At 39.3% G+C, this 14,079-nt stretch carries 14 protein-coding genes; 4 read left to right on the forward strand and 10 right to left on the reverse strand.

Annotated features, from left to right (window positions below):
- The first annotated feature begins 9 nt into the window (after positions 1 to 9).
- A complete protein-coding gene (locus AAEY68_RS03165) occupies positions 10 to 1,020 on the forward strand; it encodes a GlxA family transcriptional regulator (protein WP_350585447.1) in 1,011 nt (336 codons plus the stop codon).
- Positions 1,021 to 1,108: 88 nt separating this feature from the next.
- Positions 1,109 to 2,335, forward strand: a complete 1,227-nt coding sequence (locus tag AAEY68_RS03170; RefSeq protein ID WP_350585448.1) for a sensor domain-containing phosphodiesterase — start codon at positions 1,109 to 1,111, stop codon at positions 2,333 to 2,335.
- A gap of 16 nt (positions 2,336 to 2,351) precedes the next feature.
- Here the strand turns inward: AAEY68_RS03170 and AAEY68_RS03175 are convergent, their stop codons facing one another.
- From AAEY68_RS03175 to AAEY68_RS03185, 3 genes are read right to left on the reverse strand one after another with little or no spacing between them, the layout of a single operon-like run.
- The gene (locus AAEY68_RS03175; protein ID WP_007582656.1) at positions 2,352 to 2,864 is read right to left on the reverse strand and encodes an MgtC/SapB family protein; all 513 of its coding nucleotides are present in this window, start codon (positions 2,862 to 2,864) and stop codon (positions 2,352 to 2,354) included.
- 8 nt (positions 2,865 to 2,872) lie between these two features.
- Positions 2,873 to 3,985, reverse strand: coding sequence for a peptidase C39 family protein (locus AAEY68_RS03180; protein ID WP_350585449.1), 1,113 nt, complete (start codon positions 3,983 to 3,985; stop codon positions 2,873 to 2,875).
- A gap of 4 nt (positions 3,986 to 3,989) precedes the next feature.
- On the reverse strand, positions 3,990 to 5,384 hold the full coding sequence (locus tag AAEY68_RS03185) for a RimK family ATP-grasp domain-containing protein (protein ID WP_350585450.1): 1,395 nt from the start codon (positions 5,382 to 5,384) through the stop codon (positions 3,990 to 3,992).
- A gap of 293 nt (positions 5,385 to 5,677) precedes the next feature.
- Between AAEY68_RS03185 and AAEY68_RS03190 the strand changes: the two genes are divergently transcribed.
- Positions 5,678 to 6,016 (forward strand): zinc ribbon domain-containing protein YjdM, encoded by a 339-nt coding sequence (locus AAEY68_RS03190; protein WP_350585451.1) that lies wholly within the window; start codon positions 5,678 to 5,680, stop codon positions 6,014 to 6,016.
- A 273-nt stretch (positions 6,017 to 6,289) separates the two neighbouring features.
- Here AAEY68_RS03190 and AAEY68_RS03195 read toward each other — a convergent pair whose 3' ends face one another.
- The 7 genes from AAEY68_RS03195 to AAEY68_RS03225 form a co-directional block, all read right to left on the reverse strand.
- Positions 6,290 to 6,499 (reverse strand): zinc ribbon domain-containing protein, encoded by a 210-nt coding sequence (locus AAEY68_RS03195; protein ID WP_007582647.1) that lies wholly within the window; start codon positions 6,497 to 6,499, stop codon positions 6,290 to 6,292.
- Positions 6,500 to 6,697: 198 nt separating this feature from the next.
- The gene (locus AAEY68_RS03200) at positions 6,698 to 7,015 is read right to left on the reverse strand and encodes a type II toxin-antitoxin system RelE/ParE family toxin (RefSeq protein ID WP_024592928.1); all 318 of its coding nucleotides are present in this window, start codon (positions 7,013 to 7,015) and stop codon (positions 6,698 to 6,700) included.
- Entirely contained in the window at positions 7,003 to 7,260 is a 258-nt protein-coding gene (locus AAEY68_RS03205) for a type II toxin-antitoxin system Phd/YefM family antitoxin (RefSeq protein ID WP_010555056.1), read from the reverse strand. Before AAEY68_RS03205 ends, AAEY68_RS03200 begins: the two co-directional genes overlap by 13 nt.
- Before the next feature lie 323 nt (positions 7,261 to 7,583).
- Positions 7,584 to 8,060, reverse strand: coding sequence for a GreA/GreB family elongation factor (locus tag AAEY68_RS03210; RefSeq protein ID WP_024592927.1), 477 nt, complete (start codon positions 8,058 to 8,060; stop codon positions 7,584 to 7,586).
- A gap of 184 nt (positions 8,061 to 8,244) precedes the next feature.
- Positions 8,245 to 9,189, reverse strand: a complete 945-nt coding sequence (gene secF / locus AAEY68_RS03215; protein WP_024592926.1) for a protein translocase subunit SecF — start codon at positions 9,187 to 9,189, stop codon at positions 8,245 to 8,247.
- Positions 9,182 to 11,020, reverse strand: coding sequence for a protein translocase subunit SecD (gene secD / locus AAEY68_RS03220; protein WP_350585452.1), 1,839 nt, complete (start codon positions 11,018 to 11,020; stop codon positions 9,182 to 9,184). The genes secF and secD overlap by 8 nt, the downstream gene beginning before the upstream one ends.
- A gap of 108 nt (positions 11,021 to 11,128) precedes the next feature.
- Complete coding sequence (locus tag AAEY68_RS03225; protein WP_024592925.1) at positions 11,129 to 11,590, reverse strand: hypothetical protein; 462 nt, start codon at positions 11,588 to 11,590, stop codon at positions 11,129 to 11,131.
- Between the two features lie 108 nt (positions 11,591 to 11,698).
- Between AAEY68_RS03225 and AAEY68_RS03230 the strand changes: the two genes are divergently transcribed.
- Positions 11,699 to 13,477, forward strand: coding sequence for an ABCB family ABC transporter ATP-binding protein/permease (locus tag AAEY68_RS03230; RefSeq protein ID WP_350585453.1), 1,779 nt, complete (start codon positions 11,699 to 11,701; stop codon positions 13,475 to 13,477).
- Positions 13,478 to 14,079: the final 602 nt, after the last annotated feature.

The raw sequence follows: 14,079 nt of genomic DNA on the forward strand, positions 1-14,079 counted from the left end.
AGCATTTATATGACTGAAAAAAACACTAATCCACCACTAAACATTGCTATAGCGGTATATCCGCATTTATTAGTTACCAGTTTAACGCTGCCTATTGAGATGTTAAGAGCCGGCGAGGCCTTTGCTAAAGGCCATCTTGATAAGCAAAGCTTTAGACCGCTTGCTATAAATTTAGTGGCTAAAAATGCTGAATTTATACCCACTCGCGCAGGCCTTGCGATAATTCCTGATTGCATAACAACTAACGCCCCCTACAGTGATTTAATTATAGTGCCCGGAATTTGGCGAAACCCGCGCCCTGTAGTGCGTACAAATCAAGGCGTAGTTGATTGGCTAAGCGAGAGCTTTAGCGCAGGCAGCCATATAATTGGTGTAGGCACTGGCAACTGCTTAGTAGCTGAGGCTGGCTTACTTGATGGGCACCCTGCTACAACCCATTGGCACTACGCCAATCAATTTAGCCACGACTACCCGTTAGTGCGTTTAAAACCCGACTTTTTTATAACCCAGTCAGAACGCATGTACACCGTAGCAAGCCTTAATGCCCTTGCAGATGTGATCGTACATATTATTAGTCAGTACTATGGAAAAGCCGCCGCTCAACATGTAGAGCGAAACTTTTCGCACGAAATACGTAAACCCTACGAAGATCAACGCTACTTAGAAGGTGCAGTTGACCGTCATCCCGACGAGCTAATTGCGCAAATTCAGTTTTGGCTAAAAACAAATTTAGCCACCGAGTTAAACCTGCAAGAAGTCGCTTCTCAATTTAGCTTGAGCTACCGTACTTTTACCCGCCGTTTTAGAGCCGCCACTAATCAAAGCCCTATTGAGTATTGGCAACAATTACGCGTAGAGGATGCGAAGGAGTTATTAGCATCATCAAATTTATCAATTCAAGAAGTGGCTTTAGAAGTGGGATATAACGACCAAGGTCATTTAACACGCGTGTTTAAAAAAGTATTAAGCCAAACGCCTAGTGGTTATAGAAAAGTAGTTAGACGAAAGTTATTTGGATAACCAGGGACGACACTCTAAATTGGCATTTTTTTATACATAAATTATACTCTTATCAATAATATAATTTACGCTATACCAAGGTAACTGCATGAGAGATAAACTTAGTAAGCACCTTTTTGATCCACAAAGCGATGCTTCTATTGAATCAAAGTTATTAAAGTTACTTTCACTTGTACGAAAACATTTGAGTATGGAAGTCGCGTTTATTTCAGAATTCACCAATACTGATCGCGTTTTTAAAGTGGTAGATAACCAAACTACAAACACCTGCGTATCAGAAGGTAATTCAGATCCAATTTGCGAAACTTACTGTAAAAAAATATCCGATAACGAGCTAGAACAAATAATCCCTAATACTCTTGAGCATCCAATAACCCGCAACATGCCAGTCACAGAAAAGCTAAATATTGGCTCTTATATTGGTGTACCCATTATCTTATCCACCGGGAAAATTTATGGAACTTTTTGCTGTTATAAAACCGTATTAGACAATACCTTGAACGACAGAGATTTGTCATTTCTTAGGCTGATTTCTGAAATAGCTACTGAGTTAATCGAAAAAAAGGTTCAATCTGACATTTTAAATAATGAGTCAAAGTCGCTTATTGAAAATATTATAAAAACAAACGATATTACGATTTATTTTCAGCCCATATTTAATTTATCAACCAATCAACTTTCGGGTTATGAGTCTCTGTCACGCTTTTTTATTGAACCCTATAAAACACCTGATATTTGGTTTAAAGATGCTGAAAAACTGGGTTTAGGAGAAGCATTAGAAATACTTGCTATACAAAATACATTACGTTACTTAGATCAATTTGATGAAAAAGCTTATATCACTATAAATACTTCACCTCAGCATATTTTATCAGGCTCAATAGACAAAGTATTACAAAGCATCGATTGTAATAGAATAATTTTAGAAGTGACTGAACATTCACCTATTTTAGACTACCAAGCTATGAGAACCGCACTTCGACCATTAAGAAACCGGGGTGTAAAGCTAGCTATCGATGATGTAGGTGATGGATTTTCATCTTTTCAGCATATTTTAGAATTAGAGGCAGATATCATTAAGTTAGACATAAGCCTCACTCAAAATATAAACACAGACCGTAGAAAGTTTTTATTAGCTAAAGCACTATGCGGATTTGTTAAAGCTATTAATTGCTCAATTGTAGCTGAGGGTATAGAAAATCAAGATGAATTAAACACACTCAGAAAACTAGGCGTTGATAACGTACAAGGCTATTTTATTGGGCGCCCAGCTCCTATTGAAGATGCCATCCAATATCAAACAATTACGCTCTAATTAAAAAACGCCACTTTTAGTGGCGTTCTGTGTCGTTAAATTCTTTTCGATAATAGCGTTTTTGATAGTTTTTTACTTTAGTGTGTACGCCTTTGCTTAAGCTTTTAAATTTAGCCTCAAGTACGTCAACACCGTATAAAATACCGACCACCAGCACCGAGAGTTTTATTGCAGCGCCAAGGTTTTCGGTCGCTATCATAACGCCTATTGATGCAAGCACCCAAATAGTCGCGGCTGATGTAACGCCAACTACCGCACCATCTTTTGCGAGCATAACGCCAGCCCCTAAAAAGCCGATACCTGTAATTATTTGACCAACTACACGAGAGTGATCTATTACATCCCCTTGTAAATTAAACGCAGTGGATAAAAACAAATACGTACCCAAGGTTATTAACGCAGAGGTACGAATGCCTACAGGTTTGCCGCGCAACTGGCGCTCTATACCAATAATGGCACCGCAAAAAGCCGCAGTACCAATAGCTGCCCACGAATACGGGGCTACATCAATTAAATCTAAAAAAGTCACTGTTAACCTTATATTTTATTAGCTATAGCCACCGCCGTTCTTAAACGTTGACTACCAAACGCTGACATTTTACTAAAATCACTTCGTGCAATAGGTACATACTGGCAATCTATTGCGAGCTGTTTATCGTTACCGGGCCCACAAAACGGATCGTGAACATACACGCAGTGCTCATCAAGGTGCGTTACACACACCCAATGTGGCGATTTTTTACCATCAAAACTATATGTGCTAATTAATAACAGCACACTAAAGCCTTTACTTAACCACTGCTCAATATGCTCAAGCTCTACATCTTTATGTGTAAGCGGTATATTTGCTTGTGCAATACCATCTACAAATTGTTGATGCACTGTGGCAAGTACCACTTTTTTATTTTCGTTGCGTACGCCATCTAAAAACAAAGGCTCGGTGGTATTAACCATTACCTCGCTTTTAAAACCACGCTTATTAGCGGCAAGTGCCAAACCAAACGGGTGGCAACCACCATGACCCGATGTCATAAAAATGGTGGTACCTTCACGCCAAAGTGCCAGCTCATGTGATTGGCTAAGCTCAGTAGTAGGCTCAAGTGCGCCCATTGCCATTAATAGTGCAGCAGGTCCGCACGTAAACTCGGTTGTTTGCTGATACCACGGCGTTAAACGCGCCACTTTTAACTCACTCGTTTGTCGAATGTTTTTTTGCATTCGTAGTGCGTCACTGTGGTCGTCGTAATAATCGCTATATTGACCAAATACTCTGTAGCCTAAGCTTTTATAAAGCCCAATCGCACCTTCGTTATTTACAGCCACTTCTAAACGAAGGTAAATACGAGCCCGCTCACACGTTTCTTTTTCTAGGCTAGTAAGCAGTGCTTTTGCAATCCCTTTACCTTGCATTGTGGGTTTTACAGCAAGCGAATACAAACGAGCTAAACGCGTGCCTTTATGGCACCACACTAACCCATAGCCGCATATTTTCTCGCCATTTTCTGCAACGAGCAAAATACCATGTTTTGCACTAAGCCAGCGCTTTAAACTACGCGGGCTTAATTTATCGTTATTAAAGCAAGCGTTTTCAACGTCAATCAATGTGTTTAAATCGCTGCCAAGCGCCTTTCGAATAACAAGGTTGCTCATGTTATTACCCACGACCTCGTGCTTCTAGGCGTTGTTTAAACTCATCCATAATGATCATGTATAGCTCGTCGCCTAAATAGCCGTCTTCTACCTTGTGATCAATACTTGGGTTATCGTTTACTTCAAGCACGTATGCTTTGCCTTGATGCTCTTTAACATCAACGCCATATAAACCCCTACCTACCGTTTTACACGCTTTTAATGCTGCATCTAACACGGCTTTTGGTAACTCAAAGGTTGGCAATGTTTCAAAGCCACCAGAGAAAAACCGTTTAGCGTCGTGGTTATAAATTTGCCAATGGTTACGCGCCATTAAATAACGACATGCATAAATTGCACGGCCATTTAACACACCCACTCGCCAATCGTATTCGGTATACATGTACTCTTGTGCAAGCACTAATGCGCTAAATTCAAACAGCTCTGTAAGCTTAGCTTCAAGCTCATCACGGTTTGATACTTTATAAACACCTTTTGAGAAAGACCCTTCAGGCATTTTTAAAACAAGCGGATACGTAAACGCTTCTTCTAATTGCGCAAGTGTTTCACTTGACAGATCAGCCACTACAACCGTTTTTAAACTTGGCACTTTTTGATAATTAAATGCATCGTGTAAATACACTTTATTACAACAACGTAAAATAGACTCAGCATCGTCAATAACCACTAAACCAAGGCTTTGCGCCTTGCTCGCAAGGCGATATGTTGGATGGTCAATCGCTGTAGTTTGGCGAATAAATAACGCATCAAACTGGGCAATGTTATCAATTTCGTCAAAGCTTAATGCTTGTGCATTAATACCATGTTTAGCCGCTGCTTTAATAAAACGTGCAATGGCGTCTTTATCACTCGGTGGTACTTTTTCGTTATGATCAACAAGTATTGCCATGTCCCATCTAAAACGACGTTGTACCGAACTAATACGCCACTGCGTTTTAGTAAAGTTATCTAGCTTGGCTACAAATTCGCTGTACTGTTGCTCGCTTAAAGACGACATCGAGCCTTGTTGTAATAAGCCTTGCTCATCAACAAATAAAATAGGCGCTGGGTATTGTTTAAATACCGACTTTGCTGCTTTTGATTGTAAATCATTTTGGGCATTGCCAAAGTAAAGTGTGCCATCTATTTGGCCCACATTTAACATAGGTGCTTGGCCACTACGAAGAGCATTAATGGTTTTTACACTGGGTAAAACTTGGTGCTTGCGCGCCTCTGCAAGTAACGAGCAATAGTAACCTTTGCTCAAGTATTGGCTTGAGTCGCACAGATTAATAATGCGTGTTTTTGGTTCGTTATGTTTTGGGTAATCACGTAAGTAGGTATTAAACGTAATTACATTTTCGAACGATTGAGCAAGCGTTTGCTCGTTGTTATCAACCACAATTAAGGTTTTAAACACGACTTTTCCTAGTTAAGTCAAAATATAAAAAGCATGCTTAGTAAAATACTAAGCATTATAAATAGAAACACCCATCGTACTAAGTGGGCATTGCGCGAATCACTTAATATGATGGGTGCTTTAACAGGTACCTACTGTACGAGTTAGCGCTTAAATTGCTTAAGCGACATGTGCTTTATATGCCCTTTTTTAAAAACGCACAAACGAGATATTTTTAGCGTGAAGATAAAAAATATTGATTAACTAATAACGCAGATTAAAATACGCAAAACAATACCTTATGAGAGTTAAAAATGTCGCTGCCTGCTTGCCCAAAATGCCAATGTGAATATGTTTACGAGGACCAACAACTGCTTGTTTGCCCCGAGTGCGCCCATGAGTGGAACCCTAATAATACAAACGATGAAGACGCAATTTTAGTTAAAGATGCCAATGGCACTTTGCTAAATGATGGTGACAAAGTGACAGTAGCCAAAGATTTAAAAATTAAAGGCAGCTCGCAAGTAATTAAAATTGGCACCAAAGCGGTAGTTAGAAGAGTACTTGATAAAAAAGATCACGAACTTGATTGTAAAGTAGAAGGCATTGGCGAAATGATGGTAACAGCAAAGTTTGTGAAAAAAGCTACCTAAAATTGGATATTTAAAATATAAGGATGTTAGATGAAAAATCATAAAAATAAATTCATCCAAGCCTTATGGTCTGTTATTGAAGCTTATTATTAGTGCGTGTAATAGATTTTGTTTGACTGCTATTAGTTGGTGTATATCTAAAGGTCCACCTACATTTAATAAGGTGAATTATCGCTTAGGTGTGTTTAAGCATTTAACCTCCTCACCTTAATGAGGAGGTATCTCTTGAACTGATCAGTTTACATTTCAGTTAAAGTGCTTTTTAAGCTTCGATTACCCAGTAAAGAAATCAAATACGTTACCAAGTGTTGATGATGAACCTTTATAAAATTCAGTAAAACTACATCGACTGCATGTCACAGCGGTGTACTTTTTATTTTGAACATCAAAAATTCTTGACCAAAAGCCACCCGAAACTCTTATTTCACCGGTATCAAATTCGTTATTATTACACTTAGAGCAAGACCAATTGTTATGTCTCATATTTCAACCTCCATATTATTTATGTACGGTATATTAAACACTTAAGGAACGTGTGTAGCAATTTTTTTAATAAACAAACCATAATTTAGTTTTTATATTGGTTAAGTTGGAATTTTGATAGATGTTTGGATGGCTTTTTAATAATTGCTTTTTATAATAATTAGTATGGGGGTCATACTAATTTCACTCAGGGATTACCTACTTGTTAGCTGTATATTGCGTTAACAACAAAAATTTTCGTAAGTCTCGCTCTTGTCTCATTACGTGCAAAATATATACTTTATCGTTATCTTTTTTGTAAAATATACGACAAGGATTCACGACCAGTTCAAGATAATTTAGGTTAGCTAACTCAATTGGTTTTTTACCTGATTCAGGAAAGAGTTCGAGACGTTCAACTTTTTCAAATATTTTGGAAACCAATTTTTTCGCTGACTGCAAATTGCTTAATGCGATATATTCAGCGATATCGTTAAGATCATCCAAAGCTGGATTAGTCCAAATTATTTCAGCCATTTATTCATTTTATCTTTAGCTTCAACATTCGACATGGTTTCACCACGACTTATTGCCTGCTCTCCTTTTGCAAGAGACTCAAGAATTTGCATACGCTTTTGCATAAATTCATAATCATCAACATCTACTAAGTATGCAGATGGTTGTCCATGTTCAGTTATCAACACAGGTTCTTTAGAGGAATGAAGTTCAGATAATATCTTCGTTGCTTGACGCTTCAATGTTGTTACTAGTTCTACTCTCATAATAATCCCCAAACAAATGTATCACTATAGTAGCACCGAGTAGCCAACTTGGGAAATACAACTAACGAGGCTGTATAACCACTAAAATCAATTAAAAAGGGAGCACCTAACGTCAACCCTGCTCATTTTTAAACTATTAGGTACTTCTCATAATATGCCTTTGTAGAAATTGAAATAAACACCACATTACGCTATAAAAACATAGCTGTAGGTTGGATAAATGGCGGAGCCATGCCATCCGACAATTAATTTATGAATATAAATAAGCGATTATTACGTTGGCATGGCTTTGTCAGATGGTGTTCTCTTAAAAAACCAAAACCTTATAAGATCTCTACCACCACGTATTCGTGGGCTTTACCTGCAATTGTTAACGTAATTTCATCATCAATCTGTTTATTTAATAACTGCTTACCCATTGGTGCGCCGGGTGTTACAACAGCAATGGAATGTTGCTTAACATTTACGGTTAAACCACCAGCGGCTGGGCCTAAATAAAACCATTTTTGGGCTGCGTTATCATCTTCTAAACATACCAGCGAACCGATAGCTATTTTGTCGGTTGGTTTTTCGTTAAAGGCAGGCTCAAACAATTCTATGCTTTTATAGCAATCGTTTACGCGCTGGGCTTGGCCTTGTGCTAAATAAGCGGCTTCGAGCCCGAGGGTATCGTATTTATTTTCGGCTATGTTTTCTTCATGTGTGGCGGTGTCGTGCGCGGTTTTTGCCGCTACTTTTGCTGTTGTAAGCTGCGCTTCTAGTGCAAAACGAAGATGTTCGATTACGTGGGCTTTATTCATGGGGATTAATACAATACAGGCTGTAAAAAATAAGGCAGTTAGTTTAACATTTTTGCGGGGCTTAAAACCATTGTTTTAACCCCGCAAGGTTGGTTGGAATACTCGCGGGGTTTAAACAAGCATTAAACAAGCAAAGAGCCATTAATTGGTTGGTACGGCTCTTTGCTTGTGTTTTATTTAAACCTTATGGCATATCTAATAATGTTTGCGTGTGGGCATCTACTTTAACTTCGTAGTTTTTAGCGCTTAAACCCATTAGCTCCGGTAAAGTCGCTGCAATACAAATAGACGAGAACGTACCCACTACAATGCCGGTAAATAATGCAATAGCAAAGCCTTGCAGTGGTGCGCCTGCAAGTAACCAAACACTTGCAACCGTTGCAAGTGTAGTACCCGACGTTATTAAGGTACGTGTTAGTGTACTTTTAATCGCATTATTAATAATAGTCGCTGGGCTAAGTACATTATTTGATTGAACACGTAAAAGCTCGCGTACTCTATCTCCCACTATTATTGAGTCGTTAAGTGAGTAACCAATAATAGCCAGTAAACTTGCCAGTACGGTTAGGTTAAACTCAATTTGTAATAGTGAAAATAACCCAAGTACAAGTATTAAGTCGTGCACTAGCGCAACCACAGAGCCAACAGCTAAGCGCCATTCAAAGCGAACTGCAAGGTAAAGCATTACCGCAATCATTGCAGTAAACATGGCTAAACAGCCTTGATCAAATAACTCATCGCCTACTTGTGATCCAATATAAGCTGACGATAATACCTGTGCGTTTATATCATCGTTTTGTGTAACAGCGCTTTGCCAATCAAGGCTATTAGCTGTTGTTGATGTAGTTGATGCACTTGGCGCTTCTCTTAATTGAAAATGGCTATTACCTTGCGCGGTTAGCTCAAACTCACCGTTGTGATTTTGAGCAATAAATGATTGAAGCTCTTTTAGTTCAACACTTTGGCTGGTTGTAAACTCAGTTAAATAACCGCCGGTAAAATCTAGGCCGAAATTTAAACCTTTTTGCGCAAGCGTAAATACTGATAGCAGCACTAAAATGGCACTTAAAAGCATGCCCATAAAACGTAAACGTGTGCCCTTTTCACCTTTCAAAAAAGTGTTAAGCATGTGCTTTTACTCCTGCTTTTTTACTCATTTTTAAATACAACGTTTGGCTTAATATTTTTGATACATACACACCTGTAAATACAGACGTTAAAAGCCCCAGTGCGAGTGTAATGGCAAAACCTTTAACGGGCCCATAACCTATGCCGTATAAAATAAGTGCGGTGATCATGGTGGTTATATTGGCATCAAATATTGTATTTGCGGCTTGTTTATACCCCTCTTGAATAGCCTGATACGGTGCACGGCCTTGGCGACGCTCTTCTTTAATGCGTTCAAATATTATTACGTTAGTGTCTACCGCCATACCTATAGTTAGCACTAGGCCTGCAATACCCGGAAGCGTTAACACAACCCCTGGTAATAATGACATTAAACCCACAAGCGACGTTAAATTTAATATAAGTGCCACGTTTGCAATAAGGCCTAAACGGCGATACCAAAGCGCCATAAATGCAAGGGTAATACCCATACCTAACATAAGCGCAGCTAAGCCATTACTAATGTTTTCGCTGCCGAGGCTTGGCCCTATTGTTTGTTCATGCACAATAGTAACGGGTGCTGTAAGCGAGCCTGCACGTAGTAACAATGCAAGATCGGCTGCTGCTTGTTGGCTTTTCATATTGGTAATACTAAAACGCGAACTTAAATGCTGAGCAATATTGGCAACATTAATAACTTCGCTTTTTTTAACTACTTCGCCTTTAGCGTTTTGAGAATACTCAGAGTAAACCGTCGCCATTGGCTTACCAATATTGGCTTTTGAAAACGCCGACATTGCATCGCCGCCTTGGCCGTCTAGGCTAAGTTGAACAAGTGGTTTACCCCAATCGTCGCGGCCTATGTTTGCATTATTAATATGGTCCCCTGTAAAAATTGGCACAGGGTCAAGCTCAATCGTACCGCCCGATTGCATATTAAATGTTTGCCCGCCAATTTCTTTTAATTGATAAAAACCAAGCGATGCAGTTGCACCAATAATACGTTTTGCTTCGGTTGGATCTTGCACACCTGGTAGCTCTATACGAATGCGATGTTTGCCTTGTTGCTGTGTTACCGCTTCGGTAATACCTAACTCTTCAATACGTGAACGAAGAGTTGTAAGGGTTTGCCCCATTACTTCTTTATCAAATGCACTGCGGCCTTGCTCTGAATAACTAAATTTGGCAGTTTTAACGCTGCCGTTATTGCTTGTTACAACGGCTAAATTAGCAAAGCGGCTTTGTAGCTCTTCAATAACAGGGGTTAACTTGTCGGTTGCATTAGGCAATGCGTTTATTTCAAACCCGTGCTGAGTTTGCTGCGCTTTTACACCATGTGCTTTTTGCTTAATAATAATTGATTTAGCTTGTTGATACGCACTAACTAATTGCTCATCAACGGCTTTATCTAAATCTACGTCAAGCACAAATAGCACACCGCCATTTAAATCAAGGCCCAGCTTTATTGGTGATAAACCAAAATCTTGTAACCATGTAGGGCTGGTTGCATGCTCAACAATTTTAACTTGCGTGTTTGGGTATTGCGCTTTTATAGCCGCTTGCGCCTGAGCGCTTTTAGTTGGCTCGTTTAAAAGTACATTAATAGTTGATTGCTTATCTAAGCCCTGCTCAACCTCAAGCCCTTGGTTATTTAAAAAGGTAACTAGGGTTTTAGTGCTAGGTAAAGATTGTGTTTCGCTGTGCGGAGCAGTACTGATGTGCAACCACGATTTATTTGGATATAGGTTTGGTAATGCGCTAATAGCTAATAATACCAATACTATTAGCATGGCTATATAGCTTAATTTGAACTTAGCCGTAGACGGCTTTTTATCTTTTTTAAAACTTAACATGTTGAATCCTTATTGCCAGCAGAGCTAGCAACGTACTTTTTAAAAGCACAATTAATCTGCAGGCTAAAACTTTAAAAGTTAAAACCTAATAAAATTAAATAAGGAAAATTAAGCGTGGTAGGTAGTGACAGCAGTGTAGAGTAAGTTAACGTCTTTCCAGCCACTTAAACGCGACTTTTTACTATTAGTAACAAGCGTATACCAAGGTTGTATAGGGTTAACAGCGCGTGGTTTTAAAAATATATGCCTAACAAGGTTTTGAGCAAAAAATTCAAAAACCACATCGTATTCAGACTCACTTTGAACAGTGTGCAAAAACAATGATGAATTATTGGCAGTTAACCTTGGTTGGTGCGCGTCAAAATCGGTTTGATGCGTTTTTTTATGCTGCGTAGTATCTACAGACTTAGTAATAGGCTGTATTTTAGTTAAATCGCCAATATCAGTAAGCGAAACCTGCGTACTAACAGTAATATTTAAATTTTTTGAGGCGCCCATAGCATTGCTCTGCACACTAAAAAGTGCAGCAAGTAGCAAAAAGGCAGTTAAAAACACTCTAAATTTAAACATTCACGTTTTAAAACTAAAATAAAGGATGCGTAGTATATAAGGGCTAGTATTTGAAATACAATAGCCTTTAATTATTTACAATCTATTTTAATTTTACTGAGACTTTTAATGCGCCCCAGACAAAGCAGTGAAAAACGACCAGACGCCATGAATTTACGCCAAAGTGTAAAAACACTGTGGCCCTACCTTACAAAATTTAAAGGCCGTGTTTTTATTGCACTTATGGCACTTATAGGCGCAAAAGGTGCCACGCTTTTAATGCCTTGGGCACTTAAAGAAATTATAGACTCGGTTGATAAGTCAATTAACCCACTGTTAGTTATTCCTGCTTTATTGTTATTGATGTACGGCGCGCTGCGCTTTGCTAGCGTATTTTTAGGTGAAATAAGAGATGCTGTATTTTCGCGCGTAACCGAGCACGCAATGCGTGATATTGGTTTAAAAGTATTTAAGCATTTGCACTCACTTGAACTGGCCTTTCATTTAGATAGGCAAACCGGTGGCATTAGCCGCGATATAGAGCGCGGTACGAGCGGCTTAAGCTTTCTAATGCGTTTTTTAATGTTTAACATTGTGCCTACTTTGTTCGAAATACTGACCGTAGCAATTATTTTTGGCACGTTATTTTCTGTTTGGTTTGCGCTTATTACATTATTGGCAGTTGCTATTTATATTACCTTTACTGTGGTGGTTACTCAGTGGCGAAACCGTTTTATTAGAGAAGCAAACGCTGCCGACAATCAAAGTAACACCCGCGCCATAGACAGCCTACTTAATTATGAAACTGTAAAATATTTTAATAATGAGCAGTTTGAAGCAAAAACGTACGACACCTTTTTAGCAAACTGGGAAAAAGCCCGTTTAAAAAATAGAATGTCGCTGCTCGCCCTCAACTCAGGCCAAGCGCTTATTATTGCTTGTGCTATTACCGCGTTAATGTGGTTGGGCTCAACCGAAGTAGTTGCAGGTACGCTCTCTATTGGTGAACTGGTAATGATTAACGCGTATATGATTCAGCTATTTTTACCGCTTAACTTTTTAGGTTTTGTGTACCGCGAAATAAGACGCGCGCTAACCGATCTTGAAAATATGCTTGGGCTACTTAACAAAAAACCACAAATAACCGATGCACTTAATGCAAAAGAGCTCAATATTAGCCAAGGTGAAATAACATTTAATAATGTAAGTTTTAGTTACGATGCGCATCGCCCTATTCTTAATAACCTTAGCTTTAGTGTTAAAGCAGGCAGCAAAGTAGCCATTGTTGGAGCCAGTGGGGCTGGTAAAAGCTCATTAGCCCGACTACTTTATCGTTTTTATGACGTAAGCGGTGGCGAAATTAGTATTGATAATCAAGCTATAAATTCAGTAACACTTAATAGTTTACGAAAAGCCATTGCAATAGTCCCGCAAGATACTGTGCTGTTTAACACCACGATTCGTGAAAATATTGCTTACGGTAGACCATCAGCAAGCGATGCAGAAATTGATGAAGCCATTGCTATGGCGCATTTAAAAGACTTTATAGCCACACTTGATAAAGGCGATAAAACACTGGTTGGCGAACGTGGTTTAAAGGTATCGGGCGGCGAAAAACAGCGTATTGCTATTGCGCGCGCTATTTTGAAAAAGTCCCCTATTTTAATTTTTGATGAAGCGACTTCTGCTCTCGACTCTCATTCTGAGCAAGCAATACTCGCGGCAATGCGTGAAGTTGCCAGTAACCATACGAGCATTGTTATTGCTCATCGCCTTTCTACTATTACCGATGCAGACACCATTATTGTGCTCAAAGCCGGACAAATTATTGAGCAAGGTAAGCACGATGAGTTACTTACACTCGCCGGAGAATACGCCCGTATGTGGGAGCTTCAGCATAAAAAATAAGGGATAGTAGGCGTGAGTTTACCTCGCGCTTTTTGAGCTAACTTAAACAAGCGCGGCATAAAGCCACGCCTACAGATAAATTAAAGCCCCAGCCCACGAATACATCTAAACATTGCTGTTAAAGCGTAGGCGTGAGTTTACCTCGCGCTTTTAAGCTAATTTAAACAATCGCGGCATAAAGCCCCGTCTACACATAAATTTAAGCCCCAGCCCACGAATACATCTAAGCATCGCTATTAACCGTGGGCGTGAGTTTACCTCGCGCTTTTAAGCTAATTTAAACAAGCGCGGCATAAAGCCCCGTCTACACATAAATTTAAGCCCCAGCCCACGAATACATCTAAGCATCGCTATTAACTGTAGGCGTGAGTTTACCTCGCGCTTTTAAGCTAATTTAAACAAGCGCGGCATAAAGCCCGCCTACACATAAATTTAAGCCCTGCCCCATGAATAAACCTAAACATTGCTGTTAAAGCGTAGGCGTGAGTTTACCTCTCGCTTTGGGCTTGGCCTCTTCTCACTTAATCTAAGTTTTATCGAGCGCTGTGGTGATTCACCTCAAAAGGTTTGTTTGTCTGATTAATATCAATAACAATCGATAA

Source organism: Pseudoalteromonas sp. RB2-MNA-CIBAN-0110, assembly GCF_040309305.1.
Classification (GTDB): domain Bacteria; phylum Pseudomonadota; class Gammaproteobacteria; order Enterobacterales; family Alteromonadaceae; genus Pseudoalteromonas; species Pseudoalteromonas arctica.

Excerpts from the sequence above, each read along its gene's own strand:
- AAEY68_RS03200 (WP_024592928.1), bottom strand. The coding sequence starts at position 7,015 with ATGGCTGAAATAATTTGGACTAATCCAGCTTTGGATGATCTTAACGAT.
- AAEY68_RS03210 (WP_024592927.1), bottom strand. The coding sequence starts at position 8,060 with ATGAATAAAGCCCACGTAATCGAACATCTTCGTTTTGCACTAGAAGCG.
- secF (WP_024592926.1), bottom strand. The coding sequence starts at position 9,189 with ATGCTTAACACTTTTTTGAAAGGTGAAAAGGGCACACGTTTACGTTTT.
- AAEY68_RS03205 (WP_010555056.1), bottom strand. The coding sequence starts at position 7,260 with ATGAGAGTAGAACTAGTAACAACATTGAAGCGTCAAGCAACGAAGATA.
- AAEY68_RS03195 (WP_007582647.1), bottom strand. The coding sequence starts at position 6,499 with ATGAGACATAACAATTGGTCTTGCTCTAAGTGTAATAATAACGAATTT.
- AAEY68_RS03165 (WP_350585447.1), top strand. The coding sequence starts at position 10 with ATGACTGAAAAAAACACTAATCCACCACTAAACATTGCTATAGCGGTA.
- AAEY68_RS03180 (WP_350585449.1), bottom strand. The coding sequence starts at position 3,985 with ATGAGCAACCTTGTTATTCGAAAGGCGCTTGGCAGCGATTTAAACACA.
- AAEY68_RS03170 (WP_350585448.1), top strand. The coding sequence starts at position 1,109 with ATGAGAGATAAACTTAGTAAGCACCTTTTTGATCCACAAAGCGATGCT.
- secD (WP_350585452.1), bottom strand. The coding sequence starts at position 11,020 with ATGTTAAGTTTTAAAAAAGATAAAAAGCCGTCTACGGCTAAGTTCAAA.
- AAEY68_RS03225 (WP_024592925.1), bottom strand. The coding sequence starts at position 11,590 with ATGTTTAAATTTAGAGTGTTTTTAACTGCCTTTTTGCTACTTGCTGCA.
- AAEY68_RS03230 (WP_350585453.1), top strand. The coding sequence starts at position 11,699 with ATGCGCCCCAGACAAAGCAGTGAAAAACGACCAGACGCCATGAATTTA.
- AAEY68_RS03190 (WP_350585451.1), top strand. The coding sequence starts at position 5,678 with ATGTCGCTGCCTGCTTGCCCAAAATGCCAATGTGAATATGTTTACGAG.